We start from the raw sequence: 21,204 nt of genomic DNA on the forward strand, positions 1-21,204 counted from the left end.
TGGATTCTCAGGCGCCGAACTCAGCCTTCAGGGCATCGGCGAGATCGGTTTTTTCCCACGAGAAGCCACCATCAGCTTCCGGTGTCCGACCAAAGTGGCCATAGGCCGCAGTCCGGGCGTAGATCGGACGGTTCAGGCCCAGATGCTCGCGGATTCCGCGCGGGCTCAGATTCATCATGTCCGGCAGGACCTTGGCAATCTTTGCCTCGTCAACCTTGGCTGTTCCAAAGGTGTTGACGTAAAGGGACAAGGGCTTTGACACGCCGATGGCATAGGAAACCTGGATCAGGCACTTTTCCGCCAATCCGGCAGCAACAACGTTCTTTGCCAGATAGCGTGTGGCATAGGCTGCCGAGCGATCCACTTTTGTCGGGTCTTTGCCCGAGAAGGCCCCGCCGCCGTGGGGTGCAGCCCCGCCGTAGGTATCAACGATAATCTTGCGACCGGTCAGACCGCAGTCCCCGTCGGGACCACCGATGACAAAACGTCCGGTCGGGTTGACATAGAACTCGCTTTCTGGGCACATCCAGCCATCCGGCAGGACCGATACGACATGGCGACGGACCAGCTCGCGGATTTCTTCGGAAGACGCATTGAAGTGGTGCTGGGTCGATACGACAACGGATGTGGCGCCAACGGGCTTTCCGTCAACATACCGTAGCGTAACCTGCGATTTTGAATCGGGGCCCAGAAGGGTATTGCCGCCATGGCGTTCTTCGGCCAGGGACTTCAGGATCCGGTGAGAGAACTGGATCGGAGCGGGCATAAGTTCCGGCGTTTCGGTGCAGGCATAGCCGAACATGATTCCTTGGTCGCCTGCGCCTTCATCCTTGTTGCCCGCAGCATCCACGCCCTGGGCAATGTCGGAAGACTGGCTGTGGATGTGCGAAATAATCTCGCAATCCTTCCAGTGGAAGCCATGCTGCTCGTAGCCAATATCTTTTATGGCTTCGCGGGCGGCTTTACGGAAATGCTCATGGGTCAGGTGATCGGGTCCGCGCACTTCCCCGGCTAGGACAACGAAATTCGTGGTGGCAAGGGTTTCCACGGCAACCCGCGCATAGGGATCCGAGGTCAGAAACAAATCGACAATGCTGTCCGAAATACGGTCGCAAACCTTGTCCGGATGTCCTTCAGACACGGACTCACTGGTGAAAAGATATTCGTTCCGGGCCACGGGCCTTACTCCACTCAAGGGGTTACACCACATACTCCCTACTGCACCCCATTCCTGATGGAACAGCTCGCAAAAGGGTGACCGCACAAGCACGGTCCGGCAATCCGGCACCTTATGGCCAGATCATTCCTGTTGGGCAGGAAGTATCGGAAAGGCGCCTGATATGCAAGCAACCTGTGTTAACACACGTGCCTTGTGCGGGTTTCCCTTGTATTCAGGTTGTACCCAGCTCAGCCATCGTCTGTTGCTATGTTATCTGCCTCTTCCGACAGCAGAGTAGAGTTTGACAGGGCAGACAGGGTTCGTGTCAGTTCGTAAATACGCCGCCGTACAGGTGCTTCATTGATACGGCTGTAGGCGCGGACCAGTTCAAGCGTTTCCCGGCTCTGCATAGGGGCCGGTGATGCGTTCTCTTCAGGATATGGCCTGTCTTCCTCTGTTTTCTTGATTGTATTGACGTAGCGTGGGGACTGACAGGCCGTATCATTGGCCATGTCCTCGAAAAAGTGGCTGACCGGTACCCCCAGAACCCTGCTTAAATCCCACAGGCGCGATGCACTGATGCGGTTGGCGCCGCGTTCGTATTTCTGGACCTGCTGGAATGTCAGCCCAAGCTCTTCAGCCAGAGTACTCTGACTCATGCCAAGCATGGTCCGGCAAAAACGGACGCGGGCACCCACGTGAACGTCAACCGGGTTGGGTTGGCCGGACGGCATACGCCCCCGGGCAGCCCGCAATGATTTGTTGGAAGTGTGCATGATGTATACTCTTTTGTGTCTCTCACTGATGTCTGGTGACAGTGGCCCCAGGATCCGGATCCCGACCGGATCATGTACGTGTCTTTGCATTATGTTTTGCTTTCTTGACCGTGTACTCTGGGGCCATGCATTTTCCGGGTTGATAGCGGCAAGGCAATTCAAGGACTGTCATTCCGCAGGATCGACCGTAGAAAGTTTGTCACCATTTTGCTGGTATAGGTTGCGTGTCTTGCCGCGTCAATCACTTGTATACGTCACAATAGCTGTCATTTCAGCCTGTTGGCAACGTGATGCCCTGAAGGCGATCTCGGCCTACGGTGCTGTTTTCGGCTTTGGGCTGTGCTCAGGGAGAGATGTGTTGGTCACTGAAACGTGTGCGCAGGGCAAGTGCTGCAAACAGTAAGAGAGTTGCGATCCACAAGGGAATCCTGTGGTGCCAGCGCCCATAAACGGTTTCTGGCAGGGCATGAGGAAGGTTACTGTCCACAAAGCCGGCTGTCTCAAGGCCCAAGGATTTGACGATCCGACCCCACGGATCAATAACAGCCGATATTCCGGTATTGGCAGCCCGAATGACGGGAAGTCCTTCTTCCACGGCCCGTCCAATGGCTGTTGCCAAGTGCTGATAGGGTCCTGTGGATACGCCGTACCACCCATCATTCGTCAGATTGAGAATCCACTCCGGCCGCTTGTCCTGTTCTGTAACCGCGCCGGGGAAGATGATCTCGTAGCAGATCAAGGGTGATACGGGTGGCAGACCTGGCAGGGACAGAGTTCGTGGTCCTGCCCCGGCAGAATAGTCCATGTGTCCCGGGGTAACCTTGTCGATTGGCAGGATGGAACGCAGCGGCACATATTCTCCGAATGGAACCAGGTGAGCCTTGTCAAAGTGTTCTTGCAGGGATCCGCTGGCATCAACGGCAATCATGGAATTCCAGATCCGGGCAGGTTTCTGTCCCGGGGGTGTTCGCCGTATGGCGCCAGTCACAAGAAGTGGCGCGTGGGCCCCGTGGTGTGCGGCTTGTTTCGGGACGGCAGACAGGGCTGACCGGAGTTCAGCATCGGTTACGCCATCTATAGCCCACGGGAGGGCTGTTTCGCCCCAGATAACGTGTGTTGGTGCCGGATCATCTGGCGCTGGCGGTGCCATGGACAGCGTCATGTACTGCCCAAGGTTTGCCATGCGCGTTTCCTCCTGCCATTTTAGGGTTTGTGGTATGGCGGGTTGAACAAGGCGCAGCCGGACCCCGGAAACGGATGGTCCGGGTTCTTCCGGTATGCGTGCCGTTCCGGCCCCGACCATAACGGCAAAAAGGATCCCCACGATACTCATGGCGTATCGGCCACCGGGATAGAGCAGCATGACAGGCAGCGAGGCCATGACAACGGTGACCAGTGAAAGGCCGGTGATGCCAATCCAAGCCGCAGTTTGCAGGACGGGGAGAGTGTCAGTCCACACACTGCCCAGAGGATTCCAAGGGAAACCCGTCAGCAGCCAGCCGCGCAGAAGCTCCATGACAGTCCACAGGGATGCCAGACCCAGAATGCAGGACAGCCCTTTCAGGCGCAGGGCATGGACGAGGGCTGTTGCTGCGCCTATGTAGGTTGCCATAAGTGCGGAGAGGCCGCCAACAGCAAGGGGGACCATCCAGCCAAACCGTACCGGATCCAGAAGCAGGGCATGGGAGATCCAGTAAAGCCCGGCGCAGAAATGCCCGAAGCCAAAACTCCATCCCATGAGAAAGGCATGTCTGCGGCTATGTGCATGCTCCAGAACCTGTATCAGGACCGGGAACGAGACAAACAGAACCGGAAGAAAGAAAACAGGTGGCAAGGCCAGGGCCGACGCAAGGCCTGCCGCAAAAACAAGCACCAGCTGCCGCATTACGGAAAGACGAGCTGGGTAGAGGGCTATTCTGGCAAGATGTTCCCGGAAAGATTCAGGTGCCAAGAGTGATCATGCCTCTTCCGCAGGGATCGGGGCGGGCAGATTCCGAATTCGCAGGCGACGAATACGGCGCGGGTCTGCATCGAGAACTTCGAATTCCAGACCACTTTCGTGGGCAATCAGTTCCCCGCGCAGCGGAATGCGCCCGGCCAGACGGAAGACAAGCCCTCCCAAGGTATCGGTATCTTCCCTGTCATCTTCAGAAAACAGATGGCCGAAGCGTTCCTCGAACATTTCAAGCGTGACACGGGCATCGGCGGTCAGACTCCCGTCCCCGGCCAGCATCATTTCCGGTTCACTGCCGTTGTCGTGCTCATCCTCGATCTCGCCGACAATCTGCTCCACCAGATCCTCGATTGTCACCAGACCGTCGATTCCGCCGTATTCATCAACCACCATTGCCATGTGGGTCCGCTTCAGGCGCATGTCCACCAGAAGGTCCAGAACCCGTGTTGCCGGCGATATGCACATAACCTTGCGGACCAAGTGACGTAGCTCGGGCTCCTGCCCACGCGCAACCACAGGCAGGATATCCTTGATATGGATCATGCCGACAACATCATCGAGTGTTTCCCTGTATACCGGAATGCGGGAATGTCCCCATCGCCCGGCAAGGTCTGCGACCTCCCGCAGGGGGGTATCCACTTCGATGGCGGTAATATCAGCCCTGGGCACCATGATGTCATAGGCTGTGACATCGCGCAGGTGCAGAATATTTCCAAGGAGGAGGCGTTCATGACCGTTGATGGAATCGGCATCATCATCTTCGATCAGCTCCTCGAGAGCTTCTCTTACGGCCTCGTCCTTGCGCTTGGCACCGGGAAGGAGCCGCCTTAACAGGCGGATCAGGGAGCCGGCTTCATCTGCCCCGTTCTCACGGGGCTTTCTACTGGAAGAATCGTCGTTCATCTTTCGTCTACTGGGCCTGTTGGTCCATCTCTCCACGGGTCCTGCAGGCCAAGGCCGGTCAGGATCTCTGTCTCCAAGCTTTCCATTTCTTCTGCTTCGTCATCCTGTATATGGTCATACCCCAGAAGATGCAGCATGCCGTGGACAAGAAGATGGCAGAAATGGTCTTCCGTGGTTTTGTTCTGCTCTTCAGCCTCGCGGGCTGTGGTCTCAAACGCAAGAATTATATCACCTAGGGGTTCGGGCATGTCGGGCGGAACGGGCATTCCGGTGTCACGTACGGCGAATGACAGCACGTTTGTTGCCTTGTCCTGGCCACGGTAATCACGATTCAGGGCCTGTATGATCCTGTCATCTGCAAGGACGACAGACACCTCGAACGTCCCGGTTTCTCCGCTTCCTTCTAAGGTTGCCCTGATGCTGCGATCCACACATCCGGCCAGCTCCGGGACAAGGTCATTCCAGCGCGGGTCCTGTAGGTCAAGGTGTATCGTGACATCGGTGCTGCCTATGTCCCGGGCCGGGGTCATGGTTTCAGTTTCCGGCTGTATCATTGCTGTTGCTTTCTTGGTCCCGGCGTTCGTAGGCATGCACAATACGGCTGACCAGCTCGTGGCGCAGGACATCGTTCCTGTCAAAACGCAGGAACCCGATTCCCGGAACGCCGTTCAGGATATCGCAGGCTTCCTTCAGGCCCGATTGTGTTCCGCGGGGCAGGTCAATCTGGCTCAGGTCACCGGTAATGACCATGCGTGAGTTCTCACCCAAGCGGGTCAGGAACATTTTCATTTGGGTTGGTGTGGTGTTCTGGGCTTCGTCCAGGATGACGAAGGCATCAGACAATGTGCGTCCCCGCATGAAGGCCAGCGGTGCGACCTCGATCTCCCGGCTTTCCATTGCTTTCGCAATTTGTTCCCCGGGCAGCATGTCGTGCAGGGCATCGTACAGGGGTCGCAGATAGGGATCGACTTTTTCCCGCATGTCACCGGGCAGGAACCCCAGCCGTTCCCCGGCTTCCACTGCCGGGCGGGACAGGACGATACGATTGACCCGTCCCTGTATTTTCATGGCAACCGCCATGGCAACGGCCATGTATGTTTTGCCTGTACCGGCAGGCCCCAGCCCGAAGACCATCTCGTGGCGGTGCATGAGGCGGACGTATTCCGCCTGATTGGGGCTACGTGGAACGATCGGGCGCTTGCGGGTACGGATGGTCAGGTCTTCCACGCCCTCGGCACCAATGACAGCAGCGGGATCAACCGGCAGCATACGTACGGCAGCATCCACTTCGGCAAAGCCGATCGAGTGGCCACGACGGGCCTCTTCGTACAGCGATTCCAGAACAGCACGGGCTGATACAACAGCCTTGTCCGGTCCCTCCAGCGTCAAGGTGTTGCCCACGGGAGACACAGACACGCCCAAGTTTCCTTCCAGACGCTCAAGATTGACGTTATGCGCTCCGTACACCAGTGGCAGCAGGGTGTTCTCGGCAAAAGTCAGGCTGATGCGAATCGGGAACCTCCTTTGTTTTCCGGACCCTGTACGGGGATGCCCTGTCTTGGGAAACGAACCGTGCATTGCCAATTCTATACCGGACAGGTGCGATCTGTCGTCAAGGGATCGTGACCGGTTTTCCCGACAGGAATGGCGGCCATGCTTGTTGCGCTGCACGAAGTTATTCGCGCGTGCACAATATCGCCGACAGTCCCGGCTTCAGCCGGAACATGAACGGGCTGCATGAACGGGCTGCGTCCGACCAATTGCCCGGGCTGACGCCCCGGACGATCCAGAAGGACAGCCATTGTTTTGCCAATACAAGATTGGTTGAAGGCATTCTGCTGGCGCATCAACTCTTCCTGAAGAATGGCCAGGCGCTCGCTCTTCACAGGTTCGGGTACCTGGGATTCCATGGCAGAGGCCGGGGTGCCGGGGCGGGGGGAGTATTTGAACGAATAGGCCTGGATAAAGCCGACATCGCGTACTAGGGCCATGGTATCGGCAAAGTCGGCATCGCTTTCATGCGGGAAGCCGACAATAAAGTCCGAGGACAGGACCAGATCAGGCACCGCTGTTCGCAGGCGATCAACCTTGGCCCGGTATTCTGCCCCTGTATGGCCCCGATTCATGGCCCGCAGGATTTTGTCCGACCCGGACTGAACCGGCAGATGCAGGAAGGGCATCAGCTGGGGAATATCGGCGTGAGCGGTAATCAGCTCATCATCAAGGTCTCTCGGATGGCTGGTGGTATAGCGGATCCTGTCTAGACCATTGATATCGGCCAGTGCACGGATCAACCGCCCCAGCCCCCACGTGCCTGTGCCCTGTGCGGCATTGCCATGGTAGGCGTTGACGTTTTGTCCCAGCAGCGTCAGCTCCCGCGCACCATCAGAGACCAGCTTGCGGGCTTCCGCCAAGATATCGGATGCGGGGCGCGAATACTCGGCACCACGGGTGTAGGGAACGACACAGAACGTACAAAACTTGTCACAGCCTTCCTGTACGGACAAAAAGGCCGAGGGACCCTGCGCCGTAGGCATTGGCAAGTGGTCGAACTTTGGCTCGGCCGGAAATTCAGTGTCGAGGATACCAAAGCCCCGGAGCCGCCGCTCGTTTGTGGTGTATCGGCGGTCATCCTGTGCGGCGGCCCGTTCAGCCCGGGCGACCATTTCCGGCAGACGGTGGTAGGTTTGTGGTCCCAGTACAATGTCTACCCACGGCGAACGGTCCATGATCACTTGGCCTTCGGCCTGGGCGACACAGCCGGCAACGGCAATGATCAGATCGCGTCCCTGTTCCCGGTTTTCTTCCTGCTGTTCACGCAGCCGCCCAAGTTCGGAGAAAACCTTTTCCGATGCCTTCTCGCGGATGTGGCAGGTGTTCAGAACCACCATGTCTGCCTGGGTTTGGTCTTCCGTCGGTTCATAGCCAAGGGGCGCCAGAACATCGGTCATACGGGCCGAGTCGTAGACATTCATCTGGCACCCATAGGTGCGTATAAACAGCTTTTTCTTGCGTAGCGCCGTCATGGTTCCTGCCGGTATCTCCGGATCCTCCATCAGCTGGGCACGTCCCTGCAGATGTACGTGCCCGGATGTTCCTATTTTTGTTCGCCCATCCGCAGAGCCTCGATAAAGGCATTCTGCGGAATTTCCACCTTGCCGAACTGGCGCATCCGCTTCTTGCCTTCCTTCTGCTTTTCCAGCAGCTTTTTCTTGCGGCTGATATCGCCGCCATAGCACTTGGCCGTCACATCCTTGCGCATGGCACTGATGGTTTCACGGGCAATCACCCGTCCGCCGATGGCGGCCTGGATCGGGATCTTGAACAAGTGCTTGGGAATCAGGTCTTTCAGGCGTTCACAGATTTGCCGCCCACGGTATTCAGCCTGACTGCGGTGTGCCATGAAGGCCAGGGCATCTACCGGTTCGTTGTTGACCAGAATGCCGACCTTGACCAGGTCGCCCTCGATATACTCGTCCACTTCGTAATCGAAGCTGGCGTATCCCTTGGAAATGGATTTCAGCCGGTCATAGAAGTCAAAGACAATTTCGTTCAGGGGCAGGCGATAAACGGCCATGGCCCGGTTCCCGACGTAGGTCAGATCCAGCTGCACGCCCCGGCGTTCGCTGCACAGGCTGAGGACGGATCCCAGATAGTCATCCGGAACCATGATCGTTGCCTTGACCCATGGTTCCTCTACCCGGTCAATCTTGACCGGATCCGGAAAGTCGGCCGGATTGTGGAGTTCTTTCAGCGATCCGTCTGTCAGGTGCATCCGGTACACGACGGATGGTGCCGTGGTAATCAGGTCCAGATCAAATTCGCGGTCCAGGCGCTCCTGAATGATTTCCATGTGCAGAAGGCCAAGGAAACCACAGCGGAATCCGAACCCAAGTGCCGCTGAGTTTTCTGGCTGATAGTCAAAGCTGGAATCATTCAGCCTCAACTTTGAAAGACTGTCGCGCAGGTGTTCGTACTGGGAGCTGTCTACCGGGAACAGGCCGCACCATACCACCGGAATGGATGGCTTGAATCCAGGCAGGGGAGATGTAGCCGGTTTGGCATCATCGGTGATGGTGTCACCGACCTGTGTGTCGGCCACCGTCTTGATTCCGGCCATGATAAACCCAACCTGTCCGGCGCTCAGTTCCGGCAGTTCAGTCATCTTGGGGGTGAAGACACCGCAGCGGTCCACCTGATAGGCGGCACCAGTTTGCATCATGCGGATTTTCATGCCTTTTTTCAGGCGTCCTTCCTTGATGCGTACAAGAATGACAACCCCGAGATACGGATCGTACCAGCTATCGACCAGAAGAGCCTGCAACAAGGTATCCGCATTCCCTTGCGGGGCGGGCAGGCGGGTTACAACCGCTTCCAGAACGGCTGGAATATTCAGGCCTGTCTTGGCTGAGATTTCCACGGCATCGTCGGCAGGGATCCCGATCACATCCTCGATCTGGGTGCGCACCCGTTCCGGCTCTGCCGCCGGCAGGTCAATCTTGTTCAGAACGGGCACAATTTCGTGGTTGGCATCAATGGCCTGATAGACATTGGCCAGTGTCTGTGCCTCCACCCCCTGCGAGGCATCGACAACCAGCAGCGACCCTTCGCAGGCCGCAAGGGACCGGCTGACTTCGTAGGCGAAGTCCACGTGGCCCGGGGTATCCATCAGGTTCAGCTCATAGGTCTGCCCGTCCTTGGCCTTGTAGGTCAGGCGGACGGTTTGGGCCTTGATGGTGATGCCGCGCTCACGCTCGATATCCATGGAATCAAGAACCTGCTCCTTCATTTCGCGGTCGGTCAGTCCGCCGCAAAGTTGGATCAGGCGATCGGCAAGGGTGGATTTGCCGTGGTCGATGTGCGCAATGATGGAGAAATTGCGAATATGGCTTAGGTCGGTCATGGCCGTCGTCGAAGTGAATCCTTTGGGCGCGACCATAGGGCCAAAGTGGGCTGTGGGCAATCCTTCAGAACATGTGGGCCTGTTTCTGTGCTTCCGTAACCCGTAAAACGGACGTATGGTAGCGGGCTTGGCAGCTTTTTCAAGAGACATGGTCCGGCTATGCTTGTCGAAATCTCATCAGGTTCCGGCCTTGTGCTGGATATCGCTTATGCCACGGGCAATAATTTTACCGGTGCACCTGTTTATGCGCGGGCGGCCTGTTTCCTTGTGCCAGAGGCCGCGCAGGCCTTGGACCGTGCGGCTGCCCTAGCCATGGGACAGGGGCTGCGGCTTTGTGTCTTTGATGCGTTCCGTCCGACGGAAGCCCAGAAAATCCTGTGGAATTTTTTCCCGAACCCTGAATTTGTGGCCGACCCGGCCGTTGGCTCCACCCACAGTCGCGGGGTAGCGGTGGACCTGACCCTGCTTGATGCCGCGACCGGGGTGGCGCTGGACATGGGGACCCCGTTTGATGATTTCACCCCGGACTCCCACCATGGGGTTACAACTCTGCCTGCCACGGTCCAGCGTAACAGGCTGACCTTGCTTGGCCTTATGCGTCTGGTCGGGTTCGAGCACCTGGAGACGGAGTGGTGGCATTACAATCTTTCTTCCCCCGAGCGTTGGCCGCTTCTTGATGACATGGCCTTTCAAACACGGATGATGCCGCACCATGCGTATTCTTGCCCTTGATACTTCCGTTGCCGCATGTTCGGCCTGCCTGTGGGAAGACGGGCGTGTCTTGGCCGGGGACAGTATGCCGATGATGCATGGTCATGCCGAAGCTCTGGTTCCGCTGCTGGCCCGTCTGCGGGACGAAGTCGGCCTTGACTGGGATAGTCTGGACCGTATCGGGGTTACGGTCGGGCCGGGGTCTTTTACCGGCCTGCGTGTCGGGCTGGCGACAGCGCGGGCTTTGCGTCTTGCGACGGGTGTTCCGGTAGCCGGGGTCACAGCAACCCGTGCTTGGGCTGCATCCCTTCCGGATGCGGTACGGGCGACGGCTGGTTCTATTCTTGTTGCCATCGATACCCGCCGCGGGGATATGTATGCCGAGCTGTTCCGGGCTTCTGACCTAGTGTCCCTTGCCGGGCCTGAGGTTGTGGCGGCTTCCGATCTTGGGGTTTTTATGCAGCGGGCGGGTGTGGCTTCTGTCCCGCTGGTGTGCGGGGATGCCTCAGGGCTTGTTGATCCCCTGGTGCAGGCCGGAACTTTGCTTGCAGGACCTGATATCCCTTGGCCCGATCCGGCTGTTGTGGCGGCTTTGGCGGCTGGGGCGGTGCTGCAGGACGGGGACGATGTTCCCTCCGCGCTGTATGTCCGTCCGCCTGATGCCGCCATACCGGCCAATGGTGGGCAGCTTCGTCCGGGTGCTCCGGCTCCATGATGAATGAGGTCATTTCCCTGCTTCCCCTGACGCCGGTCCATGCTGATGTCCTTGCCGCTGTGCATGCCCGCGCGTTCGCCCGCCCTTGGCTGGCCGTAGATTTTCGACAGATGCTGGAGGGCGGGATTGTTTTTGGTCGTCTGGCTGTAGCGGGAGAGCAGCCGGTGGGTTTTGCCTTGTTCCGTGCCATGGCTGGGGAGGCCGAGGTTCTGACCCTTGCTGTTGATCCGGACTATCGCCGCCGTGGCATTGCCATCACCCTTTTGAAGGCTTGCCATGTCGAAGCGGGTACGCGTGGCGCGCAAAAGGTCTTTCTGGAGGTGGCAGAGAGCAATGCCGCAGCCCGGACCCTTTACCAAGCCCTGTGCTACGAAACCATTGGCTGCCGTTCAGGGTATTATCTCCTTGAGGACGGCAGCCGTGAAGATGCTGTGGTGATGGGGCTCAGGCTTGTGCCAGAAGGCCTCGCAGGCGATAGAGTTCCTCCAGGGCCTGACGCGGGGTCAGATCATCCGGGTTAAGTGTCTCCAGGGCACTCAGGGCCGGTGATATCGGAACCGGTGCGGGGTCCGGTTCTGGCTCTGGATACCGTTCTTGGCGTCGGGCTGCAGAGAACAGGGGCAGGTCATCGGTCAGGCCTGCGGCCAATCCACCCTGATTTGTTTTCTCCAGAATATCCAGAACCTCTCCGGCCCTCTGGATCACGGATGTGGGCAGTCCGGCCAGACGGGCAACGTGAATGCCATAGGAGCGATCGGCGGCGCCTTGTGCAATCTCGTGCAGGAAGACGATAGACCCCTTCCATTCCCGGACCTTCATCGAATGGCAGGACAGTTGGTCAAGCCGTTTGGTCAAGGTGGTCAGTTCATGATAGTGGGTGGCAAACAGGGCACGGCACCGGTTGATATCGTGCAGGTTTTCGACAGTGGCCCAGGCGATGGACAGGCCATCGAAGGTCGCGGTTCCGCGCCCGATTTCATCCAGGATAACCAAGGAGTGTGGCGTGGCCTGGTTCAGGATGGCAGCCGTTTCCACCATTTCAACCATGAAGGTAGAGCGTCCGCGTGCAAGGTCATCGGCTGCCCCCACCCGGCTGAAGAGACGGTCCACCACGCCGATCCGGGCGTGTGAGGCGGGAACAAAGCTGCCGGTTTGTGCCAGAAGGACAATCAGTGCGTTCTGGCGCAGGAAGGTTGACTTGCCTGCCATGTTCGGGCCGGTAATCAGCCACAGGCGCTGCCCGTCCGAAAGGCAGCAGTTGTTTGCCACAAAAGAAGACTCTCCGGCCTTCTCCAGTGCCGTTTCCACGACCGGATGGCGCCCGCCCTGAATATCAAGGCTGGTATCATCCAGCATCACGGGGCGTGTGTAGCGACGTTCAACAGCCAGTTCTCCCAGGCCGGATACGACGTCCAGCATTGCCAGGGCCGCCCCGGCTGCGGCAATCGCGGTGGCCCGGGCGAGAGTTTCTTCGGCCAGGGTCCGGAACAGGTCACATTCCATGGCCAAAGCTTTTTCGCCGGCACCACGGATCCGGTCTTCCAAGTCCGAAAGCTCTACCGTGGTAAAGCGGACGGCATTGGACATGGTCTGGCGGTGGATGAACGGCCCCTCGCGGTCCATCATTGCTTCGGCTCGCTTGGCGGGTACCTCGATAAAGTAGCCGAGCACGTTGTTATGCTTGATCTTCAGACTGTCAATTCCGGTGGAACGGACATAGGTGTTTTGCAGGGCGGCAATCAGGCGTCGGCTTTCATCGCGCAGCCCCCTCAGTTCGTCTAGGACAGGATTCCAACCCGGGGCAATAAAGCCACCGTCACGGACTAGGAGCGGCAGATCGGCGCCCAACGCCCGGTTCAGGGTGTCAGCCAGGGTATCATGTGTTCCCAAGTTGATGCACAGGGTCTCTAGAAGGCTGCCTTGTGGGGGTGATACCTGACTGCGCAACAGAACCCGGATGCCCGGAATCTGGGCCAGGGCATCGCGAATATTGGCCAGATCGCGTGGCCCACCCCGGCCAAGGGACAGGCGGGACAGGGCGCGCTCTACATCCGGACAGCGGCGCAGGGCCTCACGCAGGGTGGTGCGCAGGGTGTCGTGCCCGGTGATGGTTTCGACGGCATCAAGACGGTCATTGATGGCACGGATGTCTGTCAGGGGGGCGGACAGCCACGAGACCAGAAGCCTTGCGCCGGGGCCGGTAACCGTTCTGTCAATCGTGGCCAGAAGGCTTCCCCGCTTTTCCCCGCCCATGGTCTGGGTCAGTTCCAGATTGCGACGGGTTGCCGCGTCAATCCCCATCACTGCGTTCTCGGCTAGGCGCCGGAGTGGCGAGAGGCGCGGCAGACGGCCTTTCTGGGTTAGTTCGATATAGTCCACAAGGGCCCCGGCCGCAGCAATCTCGCCGCGACTGAAGCTGCCCAGTCCGTCCAGCCCGCGCAGCCCGAACAGGGCTTCCAGACGCTTTTGTCCATTGGCGCTGTCAAAGCGGGAGCCGGGAAGGGGCGACAGGATATTGCGCCATTCTGCAAGGACGGGTGCTGTATCCTCGCGTGTGCTCAGACGGTCGGGGACCAGAATTTCCCCCGGAGACAGGCGGGCCAGTGCCATGCCCAGTGTTCCCGGCCCGACTGGCTGGGTCTGGAAATCACCGGTGGAGACATCGACCCAGGCCAGGCCCAGACAGCCACCACTTTCGGCGATGGCCGCCAGATAGTTGTGGCTGCGGGCATCAAGCAGGGCGTCCTCGGTCAGGGTGCCGGGGGTGATGATGCGTACAGCCTCGCGCCGGACCAAGCTTTTTGCCCCGCGCTTGCGGGCCTCGGCCGGATCTTCAGTCTGTTCACAGACCGCCACCCGGAAGCCCTTGCGGATCAGCTTGGCCAGATAGGCCTCGTGGCTGTGGACTGGCACCCCGCACATCGGGATCGGCTGTCCCATATGCTGACCGCGTGCGGTCAGGGCAATGTCCAGCGCCTCGGCGGCCTGTTCGGCATCACGGAAGAACAGTTCGTAGAAATCGCCCATTCTGTAGAACAGCAGGCAGTCTTCGTGTTCGGCCTTGATCGACAGGTACTGCCGCATCATCGGAGTCGTTGTTTCCGGTATGGATGCAGCCGTTGTATCGGCAGGTGTGGTTCCGGAGAGGGAGCAGGGGGGCAAAAGATCGGCGTCGGTCACGGAACAACCTTGGAAACTGTGTTTGGCGGGAAAACTGCCGGTGACCATAACGGTATTCCCGATGCCTTGCCAGTGCCGGACTGCACGATGTGCATACAAAGTCCGTGACGTGGAAACTCTGTGTACGCCGTATCGCCGTTGTAAAATACGCTGGGCATCCTGTCGGCTGGCGGGCACTATGGCTGTGTTGTCCTTTGCCCCGTTCTGTTCAGCAAGGATCATTGGTCTTGGTTTCGCGCCCATCGGACACGGTCACTCCTGTACGCGAGCTGGTTGGCATCCTGCCAACGCCTGATGCGCTGGAGACATGCATTCGTGCGTTGCTGAAGGTCGGATTTGTGCGCACGGATCTCTCTGTTCTTGCCGGGCACGATGCTGTCGGGGCCATGGGGCGGGATCAACGGTCCTGGCAGGACCGGCTTCTGCCGCTGTTGGCTGAAACCCGTTACGAAGTCCCTGTTGTTGCAGGCGCGCTGATTGCCCTGGCGGGAAGTCCGGGTGTGGCCTTGGTTGGTATTCTGGCGGCGGCGGGTGCCGGTCTGGCAGCTCTCAAGGAAGCATTTGAGGAATATGACGCCCTTCCCGATGCAGACGATTATGCCTGTGCTGTAGCCAATGGCGAGCTTTTGCTGTGGGTTTTGCTGACCGATCCGGGGGACGAGGAAAAGGCGCGGCTGGTTTTGATGGAACACGGGGCCCGTGCCCTTGCTGTTCATGAGCAGGTGCCTGCCGTGGATTAGGTGGGCAGGAACAAGGGGTAGGACGGGGGTCATGGGGGAAAAAGGCGACAAGTCATTCCGGGCGACGCTGGAGCAGGATGCCCTAGCCATGCATGCATCGGGCCGTCCGGGCAAGATCGAGATTGTTCCAACCAAGCCGTTGACCACCCAGCGCGACTTGTCCTTGGCCTACAGTCCAGGCGTTGCTGCGCCCTGCCGCGAGATTGCCCGGGATCCGTCGCTGGCTTACGACTATACGACTAAGGGCAATCTGGTTGCCGTTATTTCCAATGGTACCGCTGTTCTTGGGCTGGGTGATATCGGTGCTCTGGCCGGGAAGCCGGTGATGGAAGGCAAGGCAGTTCTGTTCAAGAAATTTGCCGATGTGGATTCCATCGATCTTGAGGTCGATACGCATGATGTGAACGAGTTTATCAACTGTGTTCGTTTCTTGGGCCCCAGTTTTGGCGGCATCAATCTTGAGGATATCAAGGCTCCGGAGTGTTTCATCATCGAGCAGCAACTGCGCGAGATCATGGATATCCCGGTTTTTCATGACGACCAGCATGGCACCGCAATCATTGCGGCGGCCGGGCTGATCAATGCCTGCAAGTTGACCGGTCGCCAATTGAACGAGGTACGGATTGTTGTCAATGGGGCCGGTGCTGCCGGTATTGCCTGTGTCGAACTGATGAAGGCCATCGGCGTGCGTCACGAGCATGTCACCCTGTGTGATACCAAAGGTGTTGTGTACGTGGGGCGGACCGAAGGCATGAACCAGTGGAAATCCGCCCATGCCATCCAGACGCCTGCCCGCACGCTGGCCGAGGCCATGGAGGGGGCAGACGTCTTCCTAGGGGTATCGGTCAAGGGGGTCGTCACGCCGGCCATGCTGGAATCCATGGCGGCACGCCCGATTGTTTTCGCGATGGCCAACCCGGATCCGGAGGTCACACCGGAAGAGGTTTATGCAGTGCGGACCGATGCAATTGTTGCAACCGGGCGATCAGATTACCCGAACCAGATCAACAATGTGCTCGGCTTTCCTTATATCTTCCGCGGTGCCCTAGATGTGCGGGCCCGTACCATCAACGAGGAGATGAAGATTGCCTGCGCCAAGGCTTTGGCCGCCATGGCGCGCGAGGACGTTCCCGATGAGGTGGCCGCAGCCTATTCCGGTCGAAGGCTTCAGTTTGGGCCGGAGTATCTGATCCCGGTCCCGTTTGATCCCCGGCTTGTCTCGACAATTCCCCCCGTGGTGGCAAAGGCAGCCATGGATAGTGGCGTTGCCCGTCGTCCGATCGAGGATATGGACGCATACCGGAGTGCCCTTGCCGCACGTCTCAACCCGATGGTCGGGTCTATGCAGGCGATTTTTGCCGAAGTAGCCGCTCGCTCGTGCCGGGTTGTCTTTGCCGAAGGTGAGGAAGAAAAAGCAATCCGTGCGGCTCTGGCATTCCGGAATGCCGGTTATGGGTATCCGGTTCTGGTTGGCCGCAAGGAGCGTATTGCCGCCACAGTTAGCAGCCTTGGACTGGATGCCGATGCGCTGGAAGGGGTAGAAATCCATAATGCTGCCCTGTCGGAGCGGAACCATTATTACGCGGACCATGTGTACAGTCGGATGCAGCGGCGCGGGCTGTTGTGGCGTGACTGCCTGCGTCTGGTCAATCAGGACCGCAACGTGTTCGGGGCCTGCATGGTCTGCCTAGGGGATGCTGATGCCATGGTGACCGGCCTGACCCGTACCCATGGCAGTGTTCTCAAGGGGCTTTTGAAGGTTGTGGATCCCAAGCCTGGGTCCCGTATCTTCGGGATGACAATCATGCTGTCGCGTGGCCGGACGGTGTTTATTGCTGATACCACCATTCACGAAACGCCTTCGGCGGAGGAACTGGCCGACATTGCCGTCGGCGCAGCGGCTCGGGTGCGGCAGATGGGGCATGAGCCAAGGGTGGCCCTCGTCAGCTATTCCACGTTCGGCAGCCCGATGGGGCCGGATACGTCCCGTGTTCGTGATGCGGTCCGTCTTCTGGATGCACGGGATGTCGACTTTGAGTATGATGGCGACCTTGGTGCCAATGTGGCCCTAGACAGCGAGCTGATGAAGGTCTATCCGTTTTGTCGTCTGTCAGGGCCGGCCAATATTCTGGTCATGCCCGGCCAGCATTCGGCCAACGTTGCCTACAAGCTGATGGACAAAATGGGGGGAGCGACGGTCATCGGTCCGATGATGATTGGTTTGGATGCGCCAGTACAGATTGTGCACTTGGACGCCAATGTCTCTGATCTGGTGACGATGGCGGTTCTGGCGGTTCACGATTCTCTGCGCCGTTGAGCCGAAAGTGTCACCAAAATTTCTCTTTTCCGGACAATCCGATCCGGATCATTCTGTTGGATCCCGTATTCTGGCAGGCACCGTCGCTGTTTCGCATTTACAGTCTGCCTCGGATCAAGGATTGACCATGCCCGAAGCTCACAGGTCTGTTTCGTTGTCCCGTTGTGTGCGTGTTGCCTTGATTGGTAGTGTTCCCCCGGTGGCTGTGCTGATTGGCCTTGTGACATTGGGCCGCCTGCCGGTCGGTGATGCCTTGTTGTCTTGGCTCTGCATCGTGGTTGGCCTGATAATTCTGGTACGGCCCTTTCTGGCTGATCTGGCTGCGGTTGCGGCTTGTTTGCGTGATGATAGACTGGGAGAGGGGAGCCACCATCTGCCGGATCTCCGGTTTTCTGAAACTGGCCGTGATATTGTTCAGGCTGCTGCGACGCTCAGGAGCGAGATACGCCAACGGCTGAAGCAATCCAAGCACATGGCCAATCTGCACGGTTCCTTGATTACCAACATGCCACAGCCCTTGATGCTGGTTGGTCAGGACCAAATTGTTCTGACCGCCAGTCCGGCTGCAGGAACTTTGTTTGCCCGGGATGTTGTCAACCGCCCTCTGGCATCAGTCCTGCGTGATCCGCCGGTCCTTGAGGCTGTTGCTGGAACTCTGCAATCGGGTGTTCCCCGTTCCTTGAACCTTGTGGTGCCTTCTGGTCCGGTCGAGCGATACTTTGATCTGAAAATTGAACCTGTTCCTGCCCCGGAGGGGGACCGCCAAGCTGTCTTGTTGTTTCATGATGTTACCGTTCTGGTTCGTGCCGAGAAAATGCGGGCTGATTTTGTTGCCAACGCCAGTCACGAGCTGCGTACGCCGTTGACGGGGGTTATCGGGTTCCTCGAAACCTTGAATGGCCCGGCCCGCGATGACTCTGATGCACGGGAACGGTTTCTTGGTATTATGTACCAGCAGGCCCTGCGCATGAAGCGACTGATTGATGACTTGATGTCCCTGTCCCAGGTTGAACTGCATGAGCACGCCCACCCGACAGAAGCCGTAAACTTGGCTCTTGTTGCCTCTGATGCGGTTGCAGCCCTTGAACCTCAGGCCGAGGAGCGTGGCATATCCTTGGTACTGGATGTTCCGGGCAGTCTGCCCCCGGTCCCAGGGGATGCTGACGAATTGTCGCAGGTCGTGCAGAACCTGCTGACCAATGCCATCCGTTACGGACAGGACAAGAAACCGGTAACAATTGAGATAAGGGTCGGAGGCAAACCACCCCCGTCCATGCCCCGCAACGGACGTGATCATTGCTTGTCGCTGACGGTACGGGACCATGGCGTTGGTATCCCGCGTGAGCATATTCCCCGCCTGACCGAGCGGTTCTACCGCGTTGATCCTGTTCGTTCCCGTCAGCAGGGAGGAACAGGGCTGGGGCTGGCCATCGTGAAGCATATTGTCAACCGCCATCGTGGTACGCTGCATATCGACAGCACACCGGGGCAGGGCAGCGCCTTCAGTGTATGGCTCCCCTACATGGAACAACATTGTCGCCAGACGGGAAAAACGGACTGACATCCGTTGCTCCGGCAGCGCTTTTGGTCAATGATGCGCCCCCGTCCCGAAGTGGGCTGTTTTTGTTGTTGAGGAGGTATAGGCTGTGCCCGGTAATCCGCATACGGTCCGGTCGTTTGACCATGACATCAATCGTCTGAACCAGACCATTGCCCATATGGGGGGATTGGCGGAAACGCAGCTGGTGTCAGCCCTTCAGGCCATGGAGCAGGGCGATACGGATCTAGCGGCGCGTGTAATTGGGGCGGATGGTCAGGTTGACGGTGATGAGGACAGCATCAATGAACAGGTTGTGCGTCTGCTGGCCCTGCGTCAGCCGGTTGCCGATGATCTTCGCCTGATTATGTCGTCTCTCAAGGTTGCCTCGGCCCTAGAGCGGATTGCCGACCATGCGACCTCGACCGCTCATCGCGTTGAGGTGTTGCGTCAGTCACCGCATATCCCAGCCATTCGGTCGGTTCTGCGGTTGGGTTGGCTGGTGCGCGACCTTCTTAAGGAATCCCTAGATGCCTTTCTTGCTCAGGATACAGACCGTGCCCACAAGGTGCGTGACAGCGACCGGGAGGTTGATGACCTGTACTCATCCCTGTTCCGCGAGCTTCTGACCTATATGATGGAAGATCCGCGCAATATCACGCCGTGCACGCACCTGATGTTTATTGCCAAGAACCTAGAGCGTGTTGGTGACCATGCGACCAACTTGGCCGAGATTACCTGCTTTATTGTGACAGGCCAGCAAGTAACCGGGCAGCGTCCAAAGGCTGACCAGAGTTCTTCAATGAGTTTGTAAAGGCTTGTTCCAGGGCTATAAAATACAACACGGCGGCCGATCAGGGGCCGCCGTGTCTTTTTCTGCCTTATCTCAGGGGGCTAGGCCTTACCCTTTTTGTTTGGCCCGTTCGATCGCCTCGGAAATGGCCCGGCCGGCAGCCTCGGCATCGCCCCAGCCCTTGACCTTTGCCCATTTTCCTTCTTCCAGATCTTTGTAATGCACGAAAAAGTGTTCGATCTGCCGGATCAGGGTTGACCGCAGATCTGTATAGTTCTGCACGTTGTCGTGATAGGGATGCAGTTTCGAATGCGGGACAGCTAGGATCTTTTCATCTCCGCCGGATTCATCTTCCATGTACAGGACCCCGACAGGGCGTGAGCGCAGCACGGACCCGACAGCCACAGGCATGTTGCTCACCACCATGACATCAATCGGGTCATTGTCATCGGAAAGGGTATGCGGGATAAAGCCGTAATTGCACGGATAGTGCATGGCTGTGTGCAGGAAGCGGTCGACGTACATGGCACCGCTTTCCTTGTCGACCTCGTATTTGACCGGGTCGCTGCGCAGGGGAATCTCAATAATAACATTGACATCATGCGGAGGGTTGTTTCCGATAGGGATCTTCTTGATATCCATCTGATATGGCCTCGGTTGTCCGGTTGCCGCAGCAGGAAAGCCTGCGTGGCAAACCTGGATGAGAACGGGTGAATCCTAATGGCAGTATGGCCGGGATGCACCAGGGAATTGGTCTCTGTTTCCCGTTGGTTTTGTACGTGTCAGACAGGACCTGTATCTTCGGCCCGAATAGGAAGGCGGGGTGGTGTAATTGACAGGTATCGTTCAACCATCTTCAGCGCAAGTGTCAGGCCATAGATCATCACCAGATAAATCAGTCCGGCTGCAAGCAAAACCTCCAACGGTTTGTAGGTTCGTGCGATAATAATGTTTGCACTTCCTGTCAGCTCGGCAAGCGTGATGGCGGATGCCAGTGCAGATCCTTTGATCAGGAAGATGATCTCGTTTCCATAGGCGGGCAGACACATCCGGCAGGCTCGTGGCAGGACAATACGCCAGATGACTTGCCTACGCGTCATGCCCACGGCATGGGCTGCCTCAACCTCGCCAGCCGGTACGGCAACAATACTTCCGCGCAGGATTTCCGCAGAGTAAGCAGCTGTATTCAGGGTGAAGGCGATCAGGGCGCACCAGTATGAATCCCGCAACAGGGACCACAACAGGCTGTCACGAACAGCTTCAAACTGGCTGAGGCCGTAGTAGATCAGAAAGATCTGGATCAGCAGAGGGGTTCCACGGAAGAAGAAAATATAGGACCACGGAAGCGCCTGTATCCACCAAGGCCCCCCGATGCTGCGCAAGACACCCACCGGTACCGCAATGAAGAAGCCAATGATGACCGAAAGCGTCACCAGCTCTGCTGTCAGAACCGCGCCGTCAAGCAGGTGCGGCAGGCTCGAGATCATCAGGTCAAGGCTGAAGTCCATGGTCGTCA

18 protein-coding genes are annotated in these 21,204 nt (G+C 58.2%); 7 read left to right on the top strand and 11 right to left on the bottom strand.

Annotation, left to right across the window (positions count from 1 at the left end):
- Window positions 1–7: 7 nt before the first annotated feature.
- From metK to lepA, 8 genes are all read right to left on the bottom strand, one after another.
- Window positions 8–1,177 (bottom strand): methionine adenosyltransferase, encoded by a 1,170-nt coding sequence (gene metK, locus AY555_RS04170; RefSeq protein ID WP_066133841.1) that lies wholly within the window; start codon window positions 1,175–1,177, stop codon window positions 8–10.
- Window positions 1,178–1,407: 230 nt separating this feature from the next.
- Window positions 1,408–1,935: a helix-turn-helix domain-containing protein gene (locus tag AY555_RS04175; RefSeq protein WP_066133844.1), complete on the bottom strand. Its 528-nt coding sequence runs from the start codon at window positions 1,933–1,935 to the stop codon at window positions 1,408–1,410.
- A 343-nt stretch (window positions 1,936–2,278) separates the two neighbouring features.
- Window positions 2,279–3,886 (bottom strand): apolipoprotein N-acyltransferase, encoded by a 1,608-nt coding sequence (gene lnt, locus AY555_RS04180; RefSeq protein WP_156483289.1) that lies wholly within the window; start codon window positions 3,884–3,886, stop codon window positions 2,279–2,281.
- Window positions 3,887–3,892: 6 nt separating this feature from the next.
- Window positions 3,893–4,792, bottom strand: coding sequence for a hemolysin family protein (locus AY555_RS04185; RefSeq protein ID WP_066133849.1), 900 nt, complete (start codon window positions 4,790–4,792; stop codon window positions 3,893–3,895).
- On the bottom strand, window positions 4,789–5,322 hold the full coding sequence (gene ybeY, locus AY555_RS04190; protein WP_066136532.1) for an rRNA maturation RNase YbeY: 534 nt from the start codon (window positions 5,320–5,322) through the stop codon (window positions 4,789–4,791). The genes AY555_RS04185 and ybeY overlap by 4 nt, the downstream gene beginning before the upstream one ends.
- A gap of 4 nt (window positions 5,323–5,326) precedes the next feature.
- Complete coding sequence (locus AY555_RS04195; RefSeq protein ID WP_082811851.1) at window positions 5,327–6,370, bottom strand: PhoH family protein; 1,044 nt, start codon at window positions 6,368–6,370, stop codon at window positions 5,327–5,329.
- 8 nt (window positions 6,371–6,378) lie between these two features.
- Complete coding sequence (miaB, locus tag AY555_RS04200; protein WP_082811852.1) at window positions 6,379–7,848, bottom strand: tRNA (N6-isopentenyl adenosine(37)-C2)-methylthiotransferase MiaB; 1,470 nt, start codon at window positions 7,846–7,848, stop codon at window positions 6,379–6,381.
- Between the two features lie 41 nt (window positions 7,849–7,889).
- Complete coding sequence (gene lepA, locus AY555_RS04205) at window positions 7,890–9,695, bottom strand: translation elongation factor 4 (protein WP_066133852.1); 1,806 nt, start codon at window positions 9,693–9,695, stop codon at window positions 7,890–7,892.
- Between the two features lie 159 nt (window positions 9,696–9,854).
- On the opposite strand from lepA, the gene ddpX reads away from it, so the two are divergent.
- From ddpX to rimI, 3 genes are read left to right on the top strand one after another with little or no spacing between them, the layout of a single operon-like run.
- Complete coding sequence (gene ddpX, locus AY555_RS04210) at window positions 9,855–10,427, top strand: D-alanyl-D-alanine dipeptidase (RefSeq protein WP_066133855.1); 573 nt, start codon at window positions 9,855–9,857, stop codon at window positions 10,425–10,427.
- Window positions 10,408–11,121, top strand: coding sequence for a tRNA (adenosine(37)-N6)-threonylcarbamoyltransferase complex dimerization subunit type 1 TsaB (gene tsaB / locus AY555_RS04215; protein WP_066133858.1), 714 nt, complete (start codon window positions 10,408–10,410; stop codon window positions 11,119–11,121). The genes ddpX and tsaB overlap by 20 nt, the downstream gene beginning before the upstream one ends.
- Window positions 11,118–11,642 carry a ribosomal protein S18-alanine N-acetyltransferase gene (gene rimI / locus AY555_RS04220; protein ID WP_209315853.1) on the top strand — a complete coding sequence of 175 codons (525 nt, stop codon included), beginning with the start codon at window positions 11,118–11,120 and terminating at the stop codon, window positions 11,640–11,642. The genes tsaB and rimI overlap by 4 nt, the downstream gene beginning before the upstream one ends.
- Here rimI and mutS read toward each other — a convergent pair.
- Complete coding sequence (gene mutS, locus AY555_RS04225) at window positions 11,566–14,208, bottom strand: DNA mismatch repair protein MutS (protein ID WP_066136541.1); 2,643 nt, start codon at window positions 14,206–14,208, stop codon at window positions 11,566–11,568. The two genes, rimI and mutS, sit on opposite strands and share 77 nt — an antisense overlap.
- Window positions 14,209–14,390: 182 nt before the next feature.
- Here mutS and AY555_RS04230 point away from each other — a divergent pair, with 182 nt between their 5' ends.
- The 4 genes from AY555_RS04230 (at window position 14,391) to phoU (ending at window position 19,709) form a co-directional block, all read left to right on the top strand.
- The gene (locus tag AY555_RS04230; RefSeq protein WP_245176956.1) at window positions 14,391–15,041 is read left to right on the top strand and encodes a hypothetical protein; all 651 of its coding nucleotides are present in this window, start codon (window positions 14,391–14,393) and stop codon (window positions 15,039–15,041) included.
- A 31-nt stretch (window positions 15,042–15,072) separates the two neighbouring features.
- Window positions 15,073–17,358 carry an NADP-dependent malic enzyme gene (locus AY555_RS04235; protein ID WP_066133865.1) on the top strand — a complete coding sequence of 762 codons (2,286 nt, stop codon included), beginning with the start codon at window positions 15,073–15,075 and terminating at the stop codon, window positions 17,356–17,358.
- A 7-nt stretch (window positions 17,359–17,365) separates the two neighbouring features.
- Window positions 17,366–18,919 (top strand): sensor histidine kinase, encoded by a 1,554-nt coding sequence (locus tag AY555_RS04240; protein ID WP_066133868.1) that lies wholly within the window; start codon window positions 17,366–17,368, stop codon window positions 18,917–18,919.
- Window positions 18,920–19,004: 85 nt separating this feature from the next.
- Window positions 19,005–19,709 carry a phosphate signaling complex protein PhoU gene (gene phoU / locus AY555_RS04245; RefSeq protein ID WP_066133871.1) on the top strand — a complete coding sequence of 235 codons (705 nt, stop codon included), beginning with the start codon at window positions 19,005–19,007 and terminating at the stop codon, window positions 19,707–19,709.
- Between the two features lie 87 nt (window positions 19,710–19,796).
- Here phoU and ppa read toward each other — a convergent pair whose 3' ends face one another.
- Both ppa and AY555_RS04255 read right to left on the bottom strand, forming a co-directional pair.
- Window positions 19,797–20,330 carry an inorganic diphosphatase gene (gene ppa, locus AY555_RS04250; protein ID WP_066133874.1) on the bottom strand — a complete coding sequence of 178 codons (534 nt, stop codon included), beginning with the start codon at window positions 20,328–20,330 and terminating at the stop codon, window positions 19,797–19,799.
- A 140-nt stretch (window positions 20,331–20,470) separates the two neighbouring features.
- Window positions 20,471–21,196: an ABC transporter permease gene (locus AY555_RS04255; protein ID WP_066133877.1), complete on the bottom strand. Its 726-nt coding sequence runs from the start codon at window positions 21,194–21,196 to the stop codon at window positions 20,471–20,473.
- Window positions 21,197–21,204: the final 8 nt, after the last annotated feature.

This window comes from Haematospirillum jordaniae, from assembly GCF_001611975.1.
GTDB lineage: Bacteria > Pseudomonadota > Alphaproteobacteria > Rhodospirillales > Rhodospirillaceae > Haematospirillum > Haematospirillum jordaniae.